This is a genomic window from Pantoea cypripedii (assembly GCF_011395035.1).
Lineage (GTDB): Bacteria > Pseudomonadota > Gammaproteobacteria > Enterobacterales > Enterobacteriaceae > Pantoea > Pantoea cypripedii_A.
Window position 1 is genome coordinate 3774505 of the sequence record NZ_CP024768.1, and the last position, 19931, is coordinate 3794435.

The 19931-nt window shown below is 55.5% G+C and carries 21 protein-coding genes and 1 other RNA gene; 16 read left to right on the plus strand and 6 right to left on the minus strand.

From position 1 onward, the window contains the following. Positions 1 to 24 precede the first annotated feature (24 nt). Positions 25 to 996, plus strand: coding sequence for a TerC family protein (locus CUN67_RS17505; protein ID WP_208716555.1), 972 nt, complete (start codon positions 25 to 27; stop codon positions 994 to 996). Positions 997 to 1228: 232 nt separating this feature from the next. Then, positions 1229 to 2455, plus strand: a complete 1227-nt coding sequence (gene sstT / locus CUN67_RS17510; RefSeq protein ID WP_208716557.1) for a serine/threonine transporter SstT — start codon at positions 1229 to 1231, stop codon at positions 2453 to 2455. A gap of 36 nt (positions 2456 to 2491) precedes the next feature. Here the strand turns inward: sstT and CUN67_RS17515 are convergent, their stop codons facing one another. From CUN67_RS17515 to uxaC, 3 genes are read right to left on the minus strand one after another with little or no spacing between them, the layout of a single operon-like run. Next, positions 2492 to 3982: a UxaA family hydrolase gene (locus CUN67_RS17515; protein WP_208716559.1), complete on the minus strand. Its 1491-nt coding sequence runs from the start codon at positions 3980 to 3982 to the stop codon at positions 2492 to 2494. Between the two features lie 4 nt (positions 3983 to 3986). Then, positions 3987 to 5435, minus strand: a complete 1449-nt coding sequence (locus CUN67_RS17520; protein ID WP_208717255.1) for a tagaturonate reductase — start codon at positions 5433 to 5435, stop codon at positions 3987 to 3989. Positions 5436 to 5437: 2 nt separating this feature from the next. Further along, positions 5438 to 6853, minus strand: a complete 1416-nt coding sequence (gene uxaC / locus CUN67_RS17525) for a glucuronate isomerase (protein WP_208716560.1) — start codon at positions 6851 to 6853, stop codon at positions 5438 to 5440. A 397-nt stretch (positions 6854 to 7250) separates the two neighbouring features. Here uxaC and CUN67_RS17530 point away from each other — a divergent pair, with 397 nt between their 5' ends. The 10 genes from CUN67_RS17530 to CUN67_RS17575 all read left to right on the plus strand — a co-directional run bounded on the left by CUN67_RS17530 (position 7251) and on the right by CUN67_RS17575 (position 14018). Next, positions 7251 to 8552, plus strand: coding sequence for an MFS transporter (locus CUN67_RS17530; protein ID WP_208717256.1), 1302 nt, complete (start codon positions 7251 to 7253; stop codon positions 8550 to 8552). 91 nt (positions 8553 to 8643) lie between these two features. Beyond that, a complete protein-coding gene (gene exuR, locus CUN67_RS17535) occupies positions 8644 to 9417 on the plus strand; it encodes a transcriptional regulator ExuR (protein ID WP_208716562.1) in 774 nt (257 codons plus the stop codon). 322 nt (positions 9418 to 9739) lie between these two features. Beyond that, positions 9740 to 10414, plus strand: a complete 675-nt coding sequence (locus CUN67_RS17540; RefSeq protein WP_208716564.1) for a DedA family protein — start codon at positions 9740 to 9742, stop codon at positions 10412 to 10414. Next, a complete protein-coding gene (gene mzrA, locus CUN67_RS17545) occupies positions 10414 to 10776 on the plus strand; it encodes an EnvZ/OmpR regulon moderator MzrA (RefSeq protein ID WP_208716566.1) in 363 nt (120 codons plus the stop codon). The genes CUN67_RS17540 and mzrA overlap by 1 nt, the downstream gene beginning before the upstream one ends. Before the next feature lie 174 nt (positions 10777 to 10950). Beyond that, positions 10951 to 11325, plus strand: coding sequence for a DUF1090 domain-containing protein (locus tag CUN67_RS17550; protein WP_208717257.1), 375 nt, complete (start codon positions 10951 to 10953; stop codon positions 11323 to 11325). Between the two features lie 35 nt (positions 11326 to 11360). Then, positions 11361 to 11666, plus strand: a complete 306-nt coding sequence (locus CUN67_RS17555; RefSeq protein ID WP_208716568.1) for a DUF883 family protein — start codon at positions 11361 to 11363, stop codon at positions 11664 to 11666. Positions 11667 to 11668: 2 nt separating this feature from the next. After that, the gene (locus tag CUN67_RS17560) at positions 11669 to 12067 is read left to right on the plus strand and encodes a phage holin family protein (RefSeq protein ID WP_208617298.1); all 399 of its coding nucleotides are present in this window, start codon (positions 11669 to 11671) and stop codon (positions 12065 to 12067) included. Further along, positions 12064 to 12348 (plus strand): YqjK-like family protein, encoded by a 285-nt coding sequence (locus CUN67_RS17565; RefSeq protein WP_208716570.1) that lies wholly within the window; start codon positions 12064 to 12066, stop codon positions 12346 to 12348. Before CUN67_RS17560 ends, CUN67_RS17565 begins: the two co-directional genes overlap by 4 nt. 210 nt (positions 12349 to 12558) lie before the next feature. Then, the gene (locus CUN67_RS17570; protein ID WP_208717258.1) at positions 12559 to 12969 is read left to right on the plus strand and encodes a DoxX family protein; all 411 of its coding nucleotides are present in this window, start codon (positions 12559 to 12561) and stop codon (positions 12967 to 12969) included. Between the two features lie 74 nt (positions 12970 to 13043). Further along, positions 13044 to 14018, plus strand: a complete 975-nt coding sequence (locus CUN67_RS17575; protein ID WP_208716572.1) for a glutathione S-transferase family protein — start codon at positions 13044 to 13046, stop codon at positions 14016 to 14018. Between the two features lie 107 nt (positions 14019 to 14125). Here CUN67_RS17575 and rnpB read toward each other — a convergent pair. Beyond that, positions 14126 to 14504, minus strand: an RNA gene (gene rnpB / locus CUN67_RS17580) — RNase P RNA component class A. A gap of 33 nt (positions 14505 to 14537) precedes the next feature. Beyond that, a complete protein-coding gene (gene rsmI, locus CUN67_RS17585) occupies positions 14538 to 15401 on the minus strand; it encodes a 16S rRNA (cytidine(1402)-2'-O)-methyltransferase (RefSeq protein WP_084877029.1) in 864 nt (287 codons plus the stop codon). A 62-nt stretch (positions 15402 to 15463) separates the two neighbouring features. Here rsmI and CUN67_RS17590 point away from each other — a divergent pair, with 62 nt between their 5' ends. The 4 genes from CUN67_RS17590 to dolP are packed head-to-tail and all read left to right on the plus strand — an operon-like array spanning position 15464 to position 19075. After that, complete coding sequence (locus CUN67_RS17590; RefSeq protein WP_208716574.1) at positions 15464 to 17533, plus strand: penicillin-binding protein activator; 2070 nt, start codon at positions 15464 to 15466, stop codon at positions 17531 to 17533. Further along, positions 17491 to 17886: a YraN family protein gene (locus CUN67_RS17595; protein WP_208716576.1), complete on the plus strand. Its 396-nt coding sequence runs from the start codon at positions 17491 to 17493 to the stop codon at positions 17884 to 17886. Before CUN67_RS17590 ends, CUN67_RS17595 begins: the two co-directional genes overlap by 43 nt. A gap of 14 nt (positions 17887 to 17900) precedes the next feature. Continuing rightward, positions 17901 to 18488 carry a DnaA initiator-associating protein DiaA gene (gene diaA / locus CUN67_RS17600; protein ID WP_084877038.1) on the plus strand — a complete coding sequence of 196 codons (588 nt, stop codon included), beginning with the start codon at positions 17901 to 17903 and terminating at the stop codon, positions 18486 to 18488. A gap of 14 nt (positions 18489 to 18502) precedes the next feature. After that, the gene (dolP, locus tag CUN67_RS17605; RefSeq protein ID WP_208716578.1) at positions 18503 to 19075 is read left to right on the plus strand and encodes a division/outer membrane stress-associated lipid-binding lipoprotein; all 573 of its coding nucleotides are present in this window, start codon (positions 18503 to 18505) and stop codon (positions 19073 to 19075) included. A gap of 31 nt (positions 19076 to 19106) precedes the next feature. Here the strand turns inward: dolP and CUN67_RS17610 are convergent, their stop codons facing one another. Further along, the gene (locus tag CUN67_RS17610; RefSeq protein WP_208716580.1) at positions 19107 to 19808 is read right to left on the minus strand and encodes a pirin family protein; all 702 of its coding nucleotides are present in this window, start codon (positions 19806 to 19808) and stop codon (positions 19107 to 19109) included. Positions 19809 to 19931: the final 123 nt, after the last annotated feature.

A 19931-nucleotide genomic window follows, 5' to 3' on the forward strand; every position in this document is an offset into this window, starting at 1 on the left:
TTATTTTCAGGACAGGATACGTTTATGCAAACTGTAGGCACGCCACTGCTGTGGGGCAGTTTTGCCGTTGTAGTGTTGATCATGCTGGCGATCGATCTCTTCCTCCAGGGACGTCGCGGCGCACAAACCATGTCATTCAAACAGGCCGCCATCTGGTCACTGATTTGGGTCTCGGTCTCTCTGCTGTTCAGCGCAGCGTTCTGGTGGTATCTCGACGGCAGTGCCGGACGTGAAGTGGCTACCGCCCAGACTCTCGCCTTCCTCACCGGTTACATTCTGGAAAAAGCGCTGGCGGTGGATAACGTCTTCGTCTGGCTGATGTTGTTTAGCTACTTTGCCATTCCGGCCCAGTTGCAGCGCCGTGTCCTGATCTACGGCGTACTGGGCGCGATCGTGCTGCGTACCATCATGATTTTCGGCGGCAGCTGGCTGGTCACGCAGTTTAGCTGGATTCTGTATATCTTCGGTGCCTTCCTGCTGTTCACCGGCCTGAAAATGGCACTGGCGAAAGAGGATGATGACAACGCGGTGGGCGATAAGCCGCTGGTGCGCTGGCTGCGTAAACACCTGCGTATGACCGAAAGCCTGGAAGGCGAAAAATTCTTCACGCGCAAAAACGGCGTGTTGTTCGCCACCCCGCTGCTGCTGGTGTTGATCATGGTGGAACTGAGCGACGTTATTTTCGCCGTTGACAGTATCCCGGCTATCTTTGCCGTCACCACTGACCCGTTTATCGTTCTGACTTCAAACCTGTTCGCTATCCTCGGTCTGCGTGCCATGTACTTCCTGCTGGCGAACGTGGCAGAACGCTTCTCGATGCTGAAATACGGCCTGGCCATCGTACTGGTGTTTATCGGTATTAAGATGCTTATCGTGGAGTTCTACCACATTCCGGTGGCCGTCTCGCTGGCGGTGGTGGGTGTGATTCTGGGGGGCACACTGCTGATTAATGCCTGGGTTAACCGCAGAAACGACCAGAAGAAGATCTCATCATAATCTGCTACAGGGGCGTTAATCGCCCCTGCTTTATTTTGCGATATAACGCTCCATCCTGCCGATATTCTGCAACCCCTTACTTCATCAGTAGATCAAAAACCCACCCATACCACAAAGCACAGAATTATCTCTTTCTTCATCGAATGTTTTCCTTATACTCCGCCAGCTACACTATCGCCGCGCGGTGATTCCGCGCAGTAAACTGATTACCGACATATAAAAAGATCGTGATATGCAAACAAACATCATTGGACGCCTGGGCGCGCTGTTCGCAGGCAGCCTGGTAAAACAAATTATGCTGGGTCTGATTGCCGGAGTGGCACTGGCCTGGTTTTCGCGCGATGCGGCACTGGCTGTTGGCCTGCTGGGGGAACTGTTCGTTCGCGCCCTGAAAGCCGTGGCGCCGTTGCTGGTACTGGTGCTGGTGATCTCGTCGATTGCCAATCACCAGCAGGGGCAAAAAACCAATATCCGCCCGATCATCATGCTGTATCTGCTGAGCACGTTTTTCGCGGCCATCGTCGCGGTGGTGTTCAGCCACCTGTTCCCACAGGTGCTGTCGATGAACGTCGGCAAGACCGAAATCACCCCACCCTCCGGTATTGCCGAGGTGCTACACGGCCTGCTGATGAGCATGGTGTCGAACCCGATTGAAGCACTGATGAACGCCAATTACATCGGCATTCTGGTGTGGGCGCTGGGGCTGGGTCTGGCGTTTCGTCATGCCAGTCCGAGCAGCAAAGCCTTTCTCAACGATGCCTCAAATGCGGCGACCTGGGTGGTTCGTTGCGTGATCCGCTGCGCACCGCTGGGGATTTTTGGCCTGGTGGCGTCGATTCTCGCCTCAACCGGTTTTGATGCATTGTGGGAATATGCCAGCCTGCTGTCATTGCTGATCGGTTGTATGCTGCTGATGGCGCTGGTGGTTAACCCGCTGCTGGTATTCAACAAAATCCGCCGTAATCCCTACCCGCTGGTCTTCACCTGCATACGTGAAAGCGGCGTCACCGCCTTCTTCACCCGCAGTTCTGCGGCGAATATTCCGGTGAATATGGCGCTGGCAAAACGGCTGGGCCTCGACGAAGACACCTATTCGGTGTCGATTCCGCTGGGAGCCACGATCAGTATGGCGGGAGCGTCAATCACCATCACCGTGCTGACGCTGGCGGCAGTGCATACGCTGGGGATTGCTGTCGATGTGCCCACCGCGATTCTGCTCAGCCTGGTGGCTTCGCTGTGCGCCTGCGGGGCCTCTGGTGTCGCCGGTGGCTCGCTGCTGCTGATCCCGGTCGCCTGCAATATGTTTGGTATTCCCAATGACCTGGCAATGCAGGTTGTTGCCGTCGGTTTTATTATTGGCGTGTTGCAGGACTCCGCCGAAACCGCGCTGAATTCCTCAACGGATATTCTGTTTACCGCAGCGGTGTGTCAGGCCGAAGCGGAGCGTTCAGCAGCATAAAACCAGGTCGCCATCAATGGCGACCCTACGTCCAATTTACAACGTCACACCGCTTTTAAAAATCGCTAACTCACGGAAATCATTGGTTTCATTACGGCTGGATTTACCGTTGGCAATGGCGACAATCATGTCGACAAAATCCGCCAGCATCGCCTCCATGCTCATGCCTTCAATCAGCCGTCCGGCATTAAAATCAATCCAGTGCGGTTTCTTCTCCGCCAGCTGCGTGTTGGTGGCAATTTTCACCGTCGGGACAAAGCCGCCATAAGGCGTACCGCGACCCGTCGTGAACAACACCATATGGCAGCCCGCCCCAGCCAGTGCGCTGGTGGCGACCGCATCATTGCCCGGAGCACTCAGCAGATTAAGACCCGGCGTTTTCAGCCGCTCACCATATTTCAGGACATCCACCACCTGGCTCTGTCCGGCTTTTTGCGTACAGCCCAGCGATTTTTCCTCCAGCGTCGTGATGCCCCCGGCTTTATTACCCGGAGAGGGGTTCTCGTAAATCGGCTGCTGATGATCAATAAAGTAGCGTTTGAAGTCGTTAATCATCGCCACGGTCTTATCAAAGGTGGATTCATCACGGCAGCGACTCATCAGGATACGCTCAGCACCAAACATCTCCGGTACTTCGGTCAGTACCGTGGTACCGCCATTGGCAATCATCTGATCGGAGAAACGCCCCAGCATCGGGTTGGCGGTGATGCCGGAAAAACCATCTGATCCCCCACACTCCAGCCCGAATTTTAGTTCGCTCAGCTTACCTGGCTGGCGCTGGTCATGACGCATCACGTTGTACAAGGCATGCAGCCGCTCCAGCCCCGCTTCAACTTCATCATCCTGCTGCTGACACACCATAAACTGCACACGATCGCTTTCGAAGCTGCCCAGCGTATCGCGGAACACATCCACCTGATTGTTCTCGCAGCCGAGGCCAATCACCAGCACCGCACCCGCATTGGGGTGCCGCACCATGTTCTGCAACATGGTACGGGTGTTTTCATGATCCTGGCCCAGCTGAGAGCAACCAAACGGATGGCTGAACAGATGTACACCGTCGATCCCTGCCGCATCATCCGTCTCTTTCAGAAAACGTTGCAGGATCTGGCGGGCAATGCCATTAACGCAGCCCACTGTCGGCAGGATCCACAGTTCATTGCGGATCCCCACCTCACCATTGGCGCGCCGATAAATTTGTACCTCGCGATCCCCGGCCTGCGGTGGTAACTCAATGAAATCAGGCTGGTAATCATATTCGTCCAGATCGCTCAGATTAGTACGGGCGTTCTGCGAATGGATGATTTCGCCCGCCGCGATCGGTGTCGTAGCATGGGCGATGGGTAATCCGTATTTGATCACCAGCGCATCGGTTGCCAGCGGTTGCAGGGCAAATTTATGCCCGCGCCCTACCGCCTGCTGCAACTCAACACATACGTTATTGATGTCAACCTGGGTATGGGCTTCCAAATCGCGCAACGCCACAGCGACGTTATCGCGTGAATGTATTCTTATCGCATCTTGCATAGCGTTATCTCAGTTGTGTCAGCGCCGTCCGCATCCCGTGAACGATGATGTTTTGCAGGTGATGGCTTACCGCAGCCACCAATCCTGGCTGCCGGGTTAAATCTTCACCCCAGTGGCTGGCGTCGCTCAGTACGGTGCGTACCAGTTGTTCCGGGGTTTGCTGATCCGCTTCCAGCGCAGGCCACAGCTCAGCATAGCGTTGCAGCCAGTGGGCATCGTCCTGTAGCGGCCAGCTTTTATCGCCCTGCTTGCCGCGATAAAACGCCAGCAATGCGGCAAAGGCGAAGGTCAGACGGGGCGGCCAGCTGTCCTGTTTCTGCTGTGCCAGCAACAGCTGCGGCAGAATCCGGGTGCGGAATTTGGTCATGCCATTCAGCGCAATCGACAGCAGCGCATGGCGAATAAACGGATTACGGAAGCGACGCTGTACCGCATCGGCAAAGGCGTGCAGTTCCACAGGCGGCAGATCAAGCGTCGGGATCACTTCTTCACGCAGCAACCCATCAACAAAGCTGGCGATCTGCGCATCCTCCATTGCTTCGCCCACGCTCTCCAGCCCCGCCTGAAACGCCACCGGGACCATCGCCGTGTGCGCGCCATTGAGGATCGCCACTTTCTGCGCTTTGTAAGGCGTGATGTCATCAACCAGCCGCACTTCCGGTGCCAGCGCCGCCAGTTGCAACTCCTGCGCCAGCGCATCCGGCCCCTGAATCACGAACTGGTAATAAACCTCGCCCGCCACCAGGAAACGGTCTTCGTAGCCCAGGTGCGCAGCGATTGCATCAGCGTCGGTCGGAAAGCCGGTGACGATGCGGTCCACCAGGGTGTTATAAAACGCGCAATGTTGCTGCACCCAGAGGGTGAACGCCTCTGGCAGCTGCCAGTGCCCGGCGTAGCGCAGCACCAGTTCGCGCAGCGTATCGCCGTTGTAATCAATCAATTCACAGGGAACGATCAACCAGCCTTTATCGGCGGCACCGGCGAAATGCAGGTAACGCGCCCACAGCAGCTGGGTCAGTTTGCCGGGAAAGGAGGAGGCTGGCGCATCGTCCAGTTGGTCCTGTTCAGCAAAAGCGATACCGGCTTCAGTGGTATTCGAAAACACAAAACGCATCTGTGGAGCGCGTGCCAGCGCCAGGAAATCGTCAAATTGCTGATAAGGCTGAATTTCACGGTTGAGGCTGCGAATCAGGCGGGTTTCACTGACCTGCTCACCCGCCGCATTCAGCCCGCGAATCAACGTGGTATACAGCCCATCCTGCTGATTCAGTGAATCTTTCACTTCCCTGTTGCGCGGCCGCACCACCACCACACCCGCATCGGTGCCCTGATGTTCATTCAGCCAGTCAAGCTGCCAGTCGATAAAGGCACGCAGGAAGTTACCTTCCCCGAACTGAATGACGCGATCGGTATAGTGAGCGCCGGGAAAATCGTGACGGTTAAGCCGCTGCATCATCAGGCTCCTAACTCTATGCCGAAGTAATCACGCGCATTGTTGAAACAGATGTTTTGTACCATCTGTCCCAGCAGCGCTTCGTCTGCGGGTGCTTCACCGCGTTCTACCCAGTTGCCAATCATCTGGCACAGCAGGCGGCGGAAATATTCGTGACGGGTGTAAGACAGGAAGCTGCGGCTGTCAGTCAGCATGCCGACAAAACGGCTGAGCAAACCAATCTGCGCCAGCTGGGTCATCTGACGTTGCATGCCATCCAGCTGATCGTTAAACCACCACGCGGAACCAAATTGCATTTTGCCCGGCTCGCCTTCGCCCTGGAAATTCCCGGCCATGGTTGCCAGCACTTCGTTATCACGCGGATTCAGGCAATACAGGATGGTTTTCGGCAGACCGTTCTGGCGGTTTTGCGCATCCAGCAGACGTGCCAGCGGGATGGCCAGCGGCGCATCATTGATGGAATCGAAGCCAGTGTCCGGTCCCAGCAATTCGAAGTGATGGCGGTTGGCGTTACGCAGCGCGCCGATGTGATACTGCTGCGCCCAGCCACGGCGGGCATATTCGCTACCCAGCCATACCAGCACCGCCGTTCTGAATTGCGCAGTTTCCTCTGCCGACGGCGCACTCCCCTGTAAACGACGCGCCAGAATGCTATCAAGGGTGGCCTCATCCGCTTCGGCATACACCACCACATCCAGCGCGTGGTCAGAAACCTTGCAACCGTGAGCGGCGAAATGGTCGAGACGTTTGCTTAAGGCGCGACGCAGATCGTCGAAGCGCTGCACGCTGACATCCGCCACCTGTTCCAGACGCTGGATCCACGGCAGGAAAGTGTCCAGCTCGATATTAAAGGCTTTGTCCGGACGCCAGCTCGGCAGCACTTTGACGTTAAAACTCGCGTCCTGCGCCAGCGCGTGATGATGGCGCAGATCGTCGAGGGGGTCGTCAGTAGTACCGACCATTTTGACGTTCATCTGCTGCATGATGCCGCGAGCACTGAACGCATCCTGTGCCAGCAATGCGTTACAGCTGTCCCAGATGCGGTCTGCCGTTTGCTCAGACAGCAGAACATCGGTGATACCGAACGGACGGCGCAGTTCGAGGTGCGTCCAGTGATAGAGCGGATTACCAATGGTGTGCGGCACGGTACGCGCCCAGGCGTTAAATTTTTCGCGATCGCTGGCGTTACCGGTACACAGGGCTTCTGGTACGCCATTGGCACGCATCGCTCGCCACTTATAGTGGTCACCTTTCAACCAGATGTCATAGAGGTTGGTAAAGCGGTAGTTTTCGGCAATCTGCTGCGGGGGCAAATGGCAGTGATAATCGAAAATCGGCTGGTCTTTGGCGTAGTCATGATAGAGACGACGCGCAAATTCGCTTTCCAGTAAAAAATCCTCACTCATAAAACGCGGCATACCTGCTTCCTCATTTTTGTAGCCTGTCGGCTAATGACACAAAGTTATCATACCAATTTTATTAAACGGCAAAATTCTTTGCGATACACCTCACATTAATGACAGCTTTTTAGTGTGGATATGGACAAAAAAGCCGCACTAACGCAGCTAAATGGCTGTTATTACGGTGTATGACAGTATCACACACAGCTTTAAGGGTTTTTGTGATAGCTCTCAACTTTTAAAGTTGTATAACAAGTTAATCTCTCGCTCCATTGATGCCAGACCGATGGCACAGGCAAGGAAATAAGGCGGCAGTTTGTGCGCCAGCGGGCGTGAAGAGAGCTGTATCACGTGCAGTCCCGCTCCAGATAACAACAGCGGCAGCGCCGCAACGACAAACTGGAAGAGGTTAATGATGCGTAAGATCAAAGGGCTACGCTGGTACATGATTGGGCTGGTGACAATGGGCACCGTACTGGGTTACCTGACGCGTAACACCATTGCCGTAGCAGCACCCACACTGGCCACTCAGCTGCACATCACCACACAGCAATATTCATATATCGTCGCCGCCTACTCTGCCTGTTATACGGTGATGCAGCCGGTAGCCGGTTATGTACTGGACATGCTGGGTACTAAAGTGGGTTATGCGGTATTTGCCGTGTTATGGGCAATCTTCTGTGCCGCTACCGCATTGGCGGGCAGTTGGGGCGGTTTTGCTCTGGCACGTGGTGCCGTGGGTGCCGCCGAAGCCGCGATGATCCCGGCGGGATTAAAAGCCAGCAGCGAGTGGTTCCCGGCCAAAGAACGCTCCGTTGCAGTGGGCTATTTCAACGTCGGTTCATCGATTGGTGCCATGCTGGCACCGCCGCTGGTGGTGTGGGCCATCGTGGCGCATAGCTGGGAGATGGCGTTTATCATCACCGGTGTGCTAAGCATGATCTGGGCGCTGTGCTGGCTGGTGTTTTATAAGCATCCGAAGCAACAGGACAAACTGAGTGACGAGGAACGCCACTACATTATTGCCGGCCAGGAAGTACAACATCAAACCGGCAACAGCAGCAAAATGTCAGTGGGTCAGATTCTGCGTAACCGCCAGTTCTGGGGTATTGCCCTGCCACGCTTCCTCGCCGAACCGGCCTGGGGGACCTTCAATGCCTGGATTCCCCTGTTTATGTTCAAGGTGTACGGCTTTAATTTGAAGGAAATTGCGCTGTTTGCCTGGATGCCGATGCTGTTCGCCGATTTCGGCTGCATTCTCGGCGGTTATCTGCCTCCGTTTTTTCAGCGCGTGTTCGGCGTCAATCTGATCGTCTCACGTAAGCTGGTGGTGACCATGGGTGCAGTGCTGATGATCGGCCCGGGCACCATCGGCCTGTTTACCAGCCCTTACGTGGCGATTGGTTTGCTGTGTATCGGTGGTTTTGCGCATCAGGCGTTGTCCGGTGCTCTGATCACCCTGTCGTCCGATGTATTTGGCCGTAATGAAGTTGCCACCGCCAACGGTTTGACGGGTATGGCCGCATGGACTGCCAGCACCCTGTTCGCTCTGGTTGTGGGTGCACTGGCCGATACGCTGGGCTTCAGCCCGCTGTTCGCCGCACTGGCGGTATTTGACCTGATCGGTGCTGTGGTGATCTGGACCGTGCTGAAAAATAAACCGGTTTCCGAGCTGGAAAGCTCAGTTCCGGCACATACAGCCGCCGCCCGCAGTTAATCTCCCAGGGCTGGTGTGAGCCAGCCCATTTCTTCCGTCCGGCTGAAGTGGTATAACAACTCAACTTTTTGTCGTAACACGGAACCGTGCCATGGACCTGACCGAATCCCGTCGCCTTTATCAGCAACTGGCCAGCGAGCTGAAACGCCGCATCGAAGCCGGTGAATATCCGGTGGGCGAAAAACTCCCAGCCGAGCGATTGATCGCCGAAGAGATGCAGGTAAGCCGCACGGTGGTGCGCGAAGCCATCATCATGCTGGAAGTGGAAGGCTACGTGGAGGTGCGCAAAGGTTCCGGTATTCATGTCATTGCCAGCCAGCAGCAGAACCGGATTGTCACCTCCAGCCAGCTGGAGTTTGCCAGTTTTGGCCCGTTTGAACTGCTCCAGGCACGTCAGCTGATTGAGAGCAATGTGGCAGAATTTGCCGCTACCCAGGTGACACGCCAGGACATCATTGCGCTGATGGCGATTCAGGAAAAAGCACGTCAGGAAGACCATTTCCGCGATTCCGAATGGGACATGCAGTTCCATGTCCGTATTGCCCAATCAACACAAAACAGCGCCTTAGCGGCGATCGTCGAGAAAATGTGGCTGCATCGCCTGCATAACCCCTACTGGCTGAAGCTGCATGAGCATATTGATCAACGCAACATCCTCAGCTGGTGTGACGATCACGATCAGATCCTGAAAGCACTAATCCGCAAAGATCCCGCCGCCAGTAAGCTGGCTATGTGGCAGCATCTGGAAAATACTAAACAGATGCTGTTCAACGCTACCGCAGACGATTTTGAGTTTAATGTGGACCGTTACATGTTTGCTGAAAATCCGGTCATCCTGCCGGAAGGTACTGACAATTCTCGTTGATTCTGCTGGATTTCCAGGCGGTTAAGTCAGTTAATCTGCAATAATGTCAGCTCATGTAAAGCTCCTTTGGACCAGCTGCGTCAAAAGGTAAAACTCCCTATCAATGGGTACTTTCTACTGTCTCAGATTTATGATTTTTGTTACAGTTATCGCCCTTTTCTTACCCTTTGCGACAGGGCATTAAAAAGTTGCTGATTTAACAATCAATTCTGGAAGGATCCGGAAAATCCGGCTCAGCTGTGCTCCTAAAACGCATAACCAAATTGCCAGCTTGTGCTCCAGCCCGATGGGCTCGTTTAACAATGATGTTCAGGACCGATTGATGGATATTTTGCAGGCATTGCTGCATGCCTTATGGCAGCAGGATTATGAAACCCTTTCCGACCCGACGCTGGTATGGGCCATTTATGGCGTGCTGTTCATGATTTTATTCCTGGAGAATGGCCTGCTGCCCGCTGCATTTTTGCCCGGTGATAGTCTGCTGATTCTGGTTGGCGTACTGATTTCAAAAGGCACCATGAGCTTCCCTCTCACCCTGCTGGTACTGACCACCGGTGCCAGTCTCGGCTGCTGGGTCAGTTATATCCAGGGACGCTGGCTGGGCAATACGCCCACGGTACAAAAATGGCTCTCACATCTGCCCGCGCAATATCATCAGCGCGCGCATAGCCTGTTCCACCGTCATGGACTTTCCGCGCTGCTGATTGGTCGCTTTATTGCGTTTGTTCGCACCCTGCTGCCCACCATCGCCGGGTTATCCGGTCTCAGCAATGCGCGTTTTCAGTTCTTCAACTGGGTGAGCGGCCTGCTGTGGGTACTGATTCTTACTGTGCTGGGGTTTGCGCTCGGCAAAACACCAATTTTCCGTCGTTACGAAGATGAACTGATGTTCTGCCTGATGCTGCTGCCTCTGGTTCTGCTGGTGATCGGCCTGGTAGGTTCACTGGTGATGTTGTGGCGTAAACGTCAGTCTGATCAAAACGGGAAATCTCAGTAATGAAAAATCTGATTCCCAAACGCCTGCTGCCTTGGCTGCTGGGCGGTGCACTGGCACTGCTGGCGTTAACCCTCGCTCCGGCACTGCTGAACCACGACACCGTGGTAAAAATCCGTGTCGCACATAACGGCACCGCGCTGCCGGATGGCTTCTATCTCTATCAGCAGCTTTCTGCCCAGGGCGTGCGCATCAAAAGCATCACGCCGTCTGGCGATGCGCTGGTGATTCACTTCGAAAACGAAGAGCAGAGTCTGGCGGCGCAAAAAGTGTTGCGCCGTCTGCTGCCACAAGGTTTTGTCGTGGCTGCGGGCCATCAGGCCTCACAGCAAAATCAGGATGCCAACCGTCCGACTTATAGCTAAGCAATGTCGCTTGTTTACACCTCAGGCGACCACTTCATCCTCGCTATCCCCGCGTCTTCTTTGAATTTTTTCATCCGCTGTCTATTCTTAAAGGTAGCGTGAGCACAAGACAAGCTGGGATGCCTCTCCTGCCCGGTTTGCGGCAGGTCATTCACAATGGAAGGTATTAACCTGATGAAACGTCATTTACTCCTGGGTGCTGTTCTCTTCTCCCTCTCCGGCTCACTGCTGGCAGCTGAGTCACTGTGCCAGCAAAAGGAGCAGGATATTCAGCGTGAAATCGGTATGGCAAAGCAACATGATAACCAGCGCCGCGTTAACGGGCTGGAACGTGCGTTGACCGAAGTCCGCGCCAGCTGCACCGATGAAAAACTGAAGGCGGCGCATCACGAACGTATTGAAGCGCAGAAGCACGATGTGGCTGAACGAGAGCGTGAACTGAAAGAAGAGCGTCAGAAAGGTAATGACAAAGAGAAGATTGCGAAACGCGAGCGTAAGCTGGAAGAGGCGCAGCATGAGCTGAAACAGCTCGAAGCTGAGCGCTACTAATCGGACATAACTTTATGATGTAAATGGAGATTATTATGGCTAAAGAAACAACTTCAGAACATTTGCGTGCGGAACTGAAAAACCTGGCAGATACCCTGGAAGAAGTTCTGAGCAACACCGGTGAAAAATCGAAAACCGAGCTGGATAAGCTGCGTCAGAAAGCGCGTGAAGCGCTGGATAATTCGCGTGAACGCCTGGGTGAATCGAGTGAGCGTCTGGCGCAATCGACCCGCGAAGCGGCACACAAAGCGGATGACTACGTGCGCGAAAACCCGTGGCATGGCGTGGGTATCGGTGCGGCGGTGGGTGTAATCATCGGCATTCTGATTTCACGGCGTTAATGATGAGTGACAGTCAGCAAAGCCACGGCCCAGGCAAAGGGGTCATCAACATTGGTCAACGTATTGTTACCACGCTGGTCAGTATTGTTGAGACACGCATCCGGCTTGCAGTGGTGGAACTGGAAGAGGAAAAAGCCAACCTGATTCAGATGCTGATGATGGTGGGCTTGACCATGCTGTTTACCGCCTTTGGCTTGATGAGCCTGATGGTGCTGATCATCTGGGCGGTCGATGCGCAATATCGGCTGATGGCGATAGCCATTACCACTGCCGTCCTGTTTCTGCTGGCGTTGATTTTTGGTCTCTGGACGCTACGTAAATCACGCCAGTCCACGTTGCTGCGCCATACACGCAAAGAGCTGGAAACCGATCGCCAACTGCTGGAGGAGCATCGCTCATGAGCCGTCGCGAGCGCGAAGCACGTATTCACGCCTTGCTTAACCAGGTACAACAGCAGCGCCTGGATCTGAGCGCTGCGCGTCGTGACTGGCTGGAAGGCACGGCACACTATGATCGTGGCTGGCTCACTTTCCTCAGCCTGCGACGCTATCTGGCGATTGGCAGCAGCGCGCTGGCGATCTGGTCGATCCGCAGCCCCAATCGTTTATTGCGCTGGGCAAAACGCGGATTTGGCCTGTGGAGTACCTGGCGGATGCTCAAATCCGCCCTGCCACCACGCTGAATCCCCCCTGCCATTATCGGACCTTTTTCAGGTCCGTTTTCTTCTTTTTCAGAATTCCTGAATAACATCGACAGTTTATCTCGCTTACAACCTTTCCACACCGCGATTATCATCTTCAGCCATCAGCCCAATGAATTGCCACATGCGGTTCGGCGGGAATAAGTCCATGCAGGCCAACAACCTGCAACAAAATCCTTGTTGGAGTAGATGATGAAAAAATTCGAAGATTCAGGCCTGTTGCTGGCACGCGTACTGATGACCATTCTGTTTATCACCGCAGGCTGGGGTAAACTTACTGGTTATGCGGGCACTGCACAGTACATGCAATCGATGGGCGTGCCGGGCTTCCTGCTGCCGCTGGTTATTCTGCTCGAACTGGGTGGTGGTCTGGCCATTCTGTTTGGTTTCCTGACCCGTTTCACCGCGCTGTTTACTGCGGGCTTCACCATTCTGACGGCGTTTCTGTTCCACAGCAACTTCGCGGAAGGCGTTAACCAGCTGATGTTTATGAAAAACCTGTCAATCGCAGGTGGCTTCCTGGTGCTGGGCCTGGTCGGTCCGGGTGCTTACAGCATCGACCGCGTGATCCGTCAGCGTTTCCTGCCAGCGACCGCACGCTAAGCACGCAAGCTGAACGCAGCATATACTGAAAAGGGGCGAGGATATTCCTCGCCCCATTTTTTTATGGAGGGCTTATGGGTCAACTGATTGACGGTGTCTGGCATGACACCTGGTACGATACGAAGTCAACCGGTGGCCGCTTCAAACGCACAGAAGCGGTTTGGCGTAACTGGGTCACCGCCGATGGCAGCGCAGGCCCTACAGGCAACGCTGGTTTTGCCGCTGAACGTGACCGTTATCATTTATATGTCTCACTCGCCTGCCCGTGGGCGCATCGCACCCTGCTGATGCGGAAACTCAAGGGACTGGAAGAGATGATTTCCGTGTCGGTGGTGCACCCGCTGATGCTGGAAAACGGCTGGACCTTTGACGACGATTTCCCCGACGCCACGGGTGATTCGTTGTACCAGAACGAATATCTGTATCAACTCTATCTGCATGCCGATCCGCACTACAGCGGACGCGTCACCGTACCGGTGCTGTGGGATAAGCAGCAGCACACCATTGTGAGCAACGAATCCGCCGATATCATCCGCATGCTGAATAGCGCCTTTGATGCGCAGGGCGCGCGTGCCGGAGATTACTATCCAGAAGCGTTGCGGCCACAAATTGATGAGCTGAATGGCTGGATTTACGACACGGTAAACAACGGCGTGTATAAGTCTGGTTTCGCCACCTCACAGGCGGCTTACGATGAGTCGGTCACCGCGCTGTTTCATTCCCTGGCGCGCCTGGAGCAGATTCTTGGTCAACATCGCTATCTCACCGGTAACCAACTGACCGAGGCTGACCTGCGACTGTGGACCACGCTGGTGCGTTTTGACCCGGTCTATGTGACCCACTTCAAATGCGACCGCCATCGTATTAGTGATTACCGCAACCTCAACGGCTTCCTGCGTGATATCTATCAGATGCCGGGTATTGCTGAGACGGTGAACCTGCCGCATATTCGCCATCATTATTATTGCAGCCATAAAACCATTAACCCGAGTGGCGTGATTTCACTGGGACCGGCGTTTAACTGGGATGAACCGCACGGGCGGGGATAGCTGTCTTGCCTGGTCGGCATAAATGCCGACCCTACATTTTCCTGTAGGATGCGCATTCATGCGCACAAAAGCAAAAACCCCGCCGAGGCGGGGTTTTTACATTGAAAAGTCGAAACTGACCGATAAGCCGGGTTCTGTCTTGGACAGTCATTCATCTAGGCCAGCAATCGCTCACTGGCTCAAGCAGCCTACCCGGGTTCAGTACGGGCCGTACCTTGTGAACCCCTATTTGGCCTTGCTCCGGGTGGAGTTTACCGTGCCACGAACTGTTGCCAGCCGCGCGGTGCGCTCTTACCGCACCCTTTCACCCTTACCTGATCCCATTACTGGGCCATCGGCGGTTTGCTCTCTGTTGCACTGGTCGTAGGCTTGCGCCCCCCAGGCGTTACCTGGCACCCTGCCCTATGGAGCCCGGACTTTCCTCCCCTCTGCCCGTCTCCCTCCGAAGAAGGACGACGACAAAGCGGCGACTGTCTGGTCAGCTTCGGCGCGGGATAATAGGCGATCCTTCGTCGTTTGTCACGCCTCTTGCTGATCGAGTGCGTAGCGATACAGTGCATTCTTTTTCACACCGTGGATTTCCGCCGTCAGCGCGGCCGCTTTCTTCAATGGCAATTCCTGCTGTAGCAGCGCCAGGGTACGCAGGGCTTCGGCAGGTAACGCTTCTTCATCTGCCTTATGTCCCTCAACCACCAGCACCATCTCACCTTTGCGACGGTTTTCATCTTCCAGCACCCACGCCAGCAGCTCTGCCACCGGCGCACCGTGCAGCGATTCCCAGGTTTTGGTGATTTCACGCGCCAGCACCACATAGCGTTCCGGCCCCAGCTCACTCACCATATCCTGTAAGCTATCGATCAAGCGATGAGTGGATTCGTAGAAAATCAGCGTGCGCGGTTCCTGGGCCAACGCCCGCAGAGCATCGCAGCGCGCCTTGGTTTTGGCGGGCAGAAATCCTTCGTAACAGAAACGATCGGACGGTAATCCCGCTGCGCTTAATGCTGTAATCGCCGCGCAGGCACCCGGCAACGGCACCACGCGGACCCCTGCTTCACGGCAGCGACGCACCAGATGATAGCCCGGATCGTTAATTAATGGCGTTCCCGCATCGGAGACCAGCGCAATGCTCTGGCCTTCCTGCAATTTGGCCAGCAGCACCTCAGCTTTCTGCTGTTCGTTGTGGTCGTGAAGTGCGAACAGTCGCGCATTGATGGCGAAATGTTGTAGCAACAGCCCGGTATGACGTGTATCTTCCGCAGCGACCAGATCGACGCTCGCAAGCACCGTTAACGCTCGCTGCGTAATATCACCCAGGTTACCGATCGGGGTAGGAACGATATAGAGCGTGCTGGCAGAAATGTCTGCCCGATCGAGTTGTTTCATTGTTTCATCCGAATTGCCGATTTAATATTGAGCATCTTGAAAAAAACATCACTGGATACAGTATGCTTCCTTCAAAAGTCGTACGTCATAAAGCAGGACGCCTGGTACCTGTTCTTCTTGCTGGATTGATTCTAGCCGCCTGTAGCGGCCAGGGACCGCAGCAAACATCTAACGTCAATATTCAGGGTCCAGCGACGGGCCGCTCTGACTATTATCTGCAGCAGGTGCAGCAAAGCAGCGATGATAGCAAGACCGACTGGCAATTACTTGCCATCCGTGCCCTGCTGAAGGAAGGAAAGTATCCACAGGCTGGCGATCAGATCAAACAATTGCCGCAGCAACTCTCGGATACGCAGCAACAGGAACTCCAGTTACTGCGCGCACAGATGCTGATTGGTCAGCAGGATTTTAATGGCGCACAGCAGCTACTGGGCCAGTTGAAAACCGCAGGTATGTCACAGGATCAGCTGGCGCGCTTCTACGGTCTGCAAATCGCTGCCGCTCAGAATCGTCCGTCGCTGGCACTGCTACGCGCCTATATTGCTCAGGAACCGCTGCTGCAAGGTGCCGACCACCAGAGCAATATCGACGCCACCTGGCAGGCGCTGACGCAAATGACCAAAGATCAGCTCAGCAACCTGGTGATCAACGCCGATGAGAATACCCTGCAAGGCTGGCTGGACCTGCTGAATACCTGGCATACCAACAGCCAGGATCCGGAGATGCTAAAAGCTGCCATCAAAGACTGGCAAACGCGTTACCCGGTTAACCCGGCAGCCAAAACGCTGCCAACCGCGTTGAGCCAGGTACAGAACTTCAGCAAAGCCTCGACCAGCACCATTGCGCTGCTGCTGCCGCTGAATGGTCAGGCGCAGATCTTTGCCAATGCCATCCAGAAAGGTTTTAACGATGCGAAAAACGGCGTGTTAACCGCCACACCCGCACCGCAGCCGCAAACCGCAGCAACACCGGCCACTGGCGATGCCAGCGCCCAGCAACCGTCCGCAGCGACGCCTGCGGCCACCGCCGACAATAATGCCGTGGTCAGCCCCGCTGCTGCTGCCGTCACGCCGGATCAAAACGCGCAGCCGCAAACCGCTGCCGCTGCCCCAGCCCCTGCAACACCTGCCCCGGCAGCCAGCGCTGGCGACAGTAACGCCCAGGTTAAGGTGTACGACACCAGCAGCCAGCCCATTCAGCAGGTGATGCAGCAGGCACAGCAGGATGGCGCGACCATCGTGGTCGGTCCGCTGCTGAAAAGCGACGTAGAAACCGTGGCGAACAGCAATTCACCGCTTAACGTATTGGCGCTGAACGAGCCAGAACAGATCCAGAACCATCCGAATATTTGTTACTTTGCGCTTTCTCCTGAAGACGAAGCGCGTGATGCCGCCCACCATATGTGGGACCAGGGCAAACGCCAGCCGTTGCTGCTGTTGCCGCGTAACAGTTACGGCGATCGCGTCGGCAAAGCCTTTGCCCAGGAGTGGCAGACGCTGGGCGGTTCCACCGTGCTGCAACAGCGCTTTGGTTCGGTGGGTGAGCTGAAACAGGGCATCAACAGCGGCGCCGGGATTAACCTGAGTGGTACGCCGCTTATCGTGGAACCGGCACAGTCACAGGGCGTGTCGATTGCCGGGCTAACCATTCCGGCACCACAGACCAGCGCTCCGGCCGCCGATGCCAGCGGTGGCAGCATTGATTCGGTCTATATCGTTGCCAGCCAGGATGAACTGCAGCTGATCAAACCGATGATTGCGATGCGTACCAGCAGCCGCAACAATATCGCGCTGTATGCCAGCTCACGTAGTTTCCAGGCGGGTGCTGGCCCGGACTTCCGTCTGGAGATGGATGGTCTGCAATTCAGCGATATCCCGCTGCTGTCCGGTACTAATCCGGCACTGATGCAGCAGGCGGCGAAGTCGTTTAACAACGATTACTCGCTGGTACGCCTGTATGCGATGGGCATTGATGCCTGGACGCTGGCGAACCACTTTAACCAGATGCGTCAGGTGCCGGGCTTCGCCATTGATGGCAATACCGGTAAGCTGAGCGCCACCCCGGATTGCGTGATCAACAGGAAGTTGGCATGGAACCAGTATCGTCAGGGACAGATCGTTCCGGTACAGTAAACCGCCAGCGCATTGGCGCTGAGCAGGAGCAGCAGGCGCGTCGCTATCTGGAGCGCGCCGGGCTGCGCTGGGTTGCCAGCAACGTCCGTTACCGCATTGGTGAGCTTGATCTCATCATGCAGGATGGCGATTGCTGGGTATTTGTCGAAGTGCGCTATCGGCGCGATGCGCGTTTTGGCGGTGCTGCCGCCAGCGTGACGCGTCAGAAACAACAAAAGCTACTCCGTGCAGCCGCACTATGGTTGCTGGGACGTAACGGCAGTTTTGCTACGGTGAATTGCCGTTTTGACATCATTGCCATCACCGGCCACGAGCTGGAGTGGCTACCCGATGCCTTTCATGCGGATGTGTAGAACCAGGTGGTCTTGTGCAGGACAGAATTAAAGCGTGTTTTACCGAAAGTATTCAGACTCAAATCGCTGCCGCTGAGGCGCTGCCGGACGCTATTTCCCGTGCGGCCATGGCGCTGGTGCAGTCGCTGCTGAGTGGTAACAAAATCCTGAGCTGTGGCAATGGTGCGTCAGCGGCCAATGCCCAGCATTTTGCTGCCAGCATGATTAATCGATTTGAGACCGAGCGCCCCAGCCTGCCCGCGCTGGCGCTGAGCGCCGACAACGTGATGTTGACGGCGATTGGCAACGATCGGTTGCACGATGAAATTTATGCCAAGCAGGTGCGAGCGCTTGGTCAGGCCGGTGATGTACTGCTGGCCATTTCCACCCGTGGCAACACCCGCGACATTATTAAAGCGGTGGAAGCTGCGGTTACACGCGATATGACCATCGTGGCGCTGACCGGCTACGACGGCGGTGAGCTGGCCGGGTTACTCGGCCCGCACGATGTGGAAATTCGCATTCCGTCTCATCGCAGTGCGCGCATTCAGGAGATGCATATGCTGACTCTGAATTGCCTGTGCGATTTGATCGATAACACCTTGTTCCCCCACCAGGAATGACTGAAGGAGCTAAGATGAAAGCATTGAACGCTGTCGCCATTCTTTTAACCGCCATGATGTTGCAGGGCTGCGTTGCCGTCGTCGCTGGCGGTGCCGCCGTGGCGACCAAAACCGCCACTGACCCACGTACCGTGGGCACCCAGGTTGATGACGGTACGCTGGAACTGCGTGTGACCAACGCGCTGGCGAAAGATGCACAAATCAAAAGCCAGGCGCGCGTGGTGGTGACGGCCTATCAGGGCAAAGTGCTGCTGACCGGCCAGTCACCGTCGGCAGACCTGTCGAATCGCGCTAAACAGATCGCCATGGGCGTTGATGGTGCCACCGAGGTTTATAACGAAATCCGTACTGGCCAGAAAGTCAGCCTGGGGACGTCCTCAAGCGATACCTGGATCACCACCAAAATCCGCTCTCAGCTGCTGGGCAGCGATCAGGTGAAATCCTCGAACGTGAAAGTGACTACCGAAAACGGCGAAGTGTTTTTGTTAGGATTGGTGACACAGCAGGAAGCCACAGCGGCGGCAGATCTTGCCAGCCGGGTGAGCGGCGTGAAGCACGTCACCACCGCGTTTACCATTCTGAAATAACTTTTCAAGGGCGGCATCAGCCGCCCTTTTTTCACACCGGAATATCAATCACCAGCGCACGCAACGGCGTTTTTGCCTGCAGCGTAATCTGTTGCTCTTCCGCCAGAAACGCCCCGTCACCGCAGCTGAGTTTTTCCTGATGGTCGTTGCTGGCCAGCACATCAAGCGAACCGTGGATCGATTGCAGATAAGCGCGCGGTCCGTGCAGCTTCACGCTGTGCTGCTCGCCGGGTGCCAGCGTAACCTGATGTACCCACACCTGCTGACGCAGTTGCAGGCTGCCTTCTGCGCCGTCTGGCGAGGCCAGCAGGAAAGCGGTTTGCTCTGGCAACGCCATTTTCTGCAACAGCGGATTCTCCCGCTCCGGACAGGCTGACAGCCACAGCTGCATCCTGGTCAGTGGCTGATCTTTGCTGAGGTTGATTTCGCTATAGCTCACGCCCTGGCGCGCCGACAGCAGCAGCGCTTCACCGGCACGGGCGATGATATGGTTACCGTCACTGTCGCGGTACTCGGCCTCACCCTGTAGCACCAGGTTGAGTACATCAACCAGCGGATAAGTCCGTGGCTGGAAGGCCGCACCGGGTGCCAGCACTTCCTGATTGAGCACCCGCAACGAAGCATAGCCCATCAGTTTCGGGTCAAAATAGTGGCCAAATGAGAAGCTGTATCGCGCCTGCAACCAACCGAAATCGGCCTGGCCACATGCTGACGCGCAGCGGGTTGTCATCATGATTTACCTCCGACGCTCTGCGGGATGATACGACCGCAGGTTTATATGATTATGGTAAAAGGCTGGACGCCGGATTGTTAGCCAGTTAATCTGCCTGGCATGTTCAAATTTCCTGACAGAGAA

Bases quoted from the DNA above. Each gene is read 5' to 3' on its own strand.
- CUN67_RS17575 (WP_208716572.1), top strand. From the start codon at position 13,044: ATGGGTCAACTGATTGACGGTGTCTGGCATGACACCTGGTACGATACG.
- dolP (WP_208716578.1), top strand. From the start codon at position 18,503: ATGAAAGCATTGAACGCTGTCGCCATTCTTTTAACCGCCATGATGTTG.
- rsmI (WP_084877029.1), bottom strand. From the start codon at position 15,401: ATGAAACAACTCGATCGGGCAGACATTTCTGCCAGCACGCTCTATATC.
- CUN67_RS17540 (WP_208716564.1), top strand. From the start codon at position 9,740: ATGGATATTTTGCAGGCATTGCTGCATGCCTTATGGCAGCAGGATTAT.
- mzrA (WP_208716566.1), top strand. From the start codon at position 10,414: ATGAAAAATCTGATTCCCAAACGCCTGCTGCCTTGGCTGCTGGGCGGT.
- exuR (WP_208716562.1), top strand. From the start codon at position 8,644: ATGGACCTGACCGAATCCCGTCGCCTTTATCAGCAACTGGCCAGCGAG.
- CUN67_RS17560 (WP_208617298.1), top strand. From the start codon at position 11,669: ATGAGTGACAGTCAGCAAAGCCACGGCCCAGGCAAAGGGGTCATCAAC.
- sstT (WP_208716557.1), top strand. From the start codon at position 1,229: ATGCAAACAAACATCATTGGACGCCTGGGCGCGCTGTTCGCAGGCAGC.
- CUN67_RS17515 (WP_208716559.1), bottom strand. From the start codon at position 3,982: ATGCAAGATGCGATAAGAATACATTCACGCGATAACGTCGCTGTGGCG.
- CUN67_RS17565 (WP_208716570.1), top strand. From the start codon at position 12,064: ATGAGCCGTCGCGAGCGCGAAGCACGTATTCACGCCTTGCTTAACCAG.
- CUN67_RS17530 (WP_208717256.1), top strand. From the start codon at position 7,251: ATGCGTAAGATCAAAGGGCTACGCTGGTACATGATTGGGCTGGTGACA.
- CUN67_RS17590 (WP_208716574.1), top strand. From the start codon at position 15,464: ATGCTTCCTTCAAAAGTCGTACGTCATAAAGCAGGACGCCTGGTACCT.
- CUN67_RS17610 (WP_208716580.1), bottom strand. From the start codon at position 19,808: ATGATGACAACCCGCTGCGCGTCAGCATGTGGCCAGGCCGATTTCGGT.
- uxaC (WP_208716560.1), bottom strand. From the start codon at position 6,853: ATGCCGCGTTTTATGAGTGAGGATTTTTTACTGGAAAGCGAATTTGCG.
- CUN67_RS17555 (WP_208716568.1), top strand. From the start codon at position 11,361: ATGGCTAAAGAAACAACTTCAGAACATTTGCGTGCGGAACTGAAAAAC.
- CUN67_RS17505 (WP_208716555.1), top strand. From the start codon at position 25: ATGCAAACTGTAGGCACGCCACTGCTGTGGGGCAGTTTTGCCGTTGTA.
- CUN67_RS17570 (WP_208717258.1), top strand. From the start codon at position 12,559: ATGAAAAAATTCGAAGATTCAGGCCTGTTGCTGGCACGCGTACTGATG.
- CUN67_RS17520 (WP_208717255.1), bottom strand. From the start codon at position 5,435: ATGCAGCGGCTTAACCGTCACGATTTTCCCGGCGCTCACTATACCGAT.
- CUN67_RS17595 (WP_208716576.1), top strand. From the start codon at position 17,491: ATGGAACCAGTATCGTCAGGGACAGATCGTTCCGGTACAGTAAACCGC.
- CUN67_RS17550 (WP_208717257.1), top strand. From the start codon at position 10,951: ATGAAACGTCATTTACTCCTGGGTGCTGTTCTCTTCTCCCTCTCCGGC.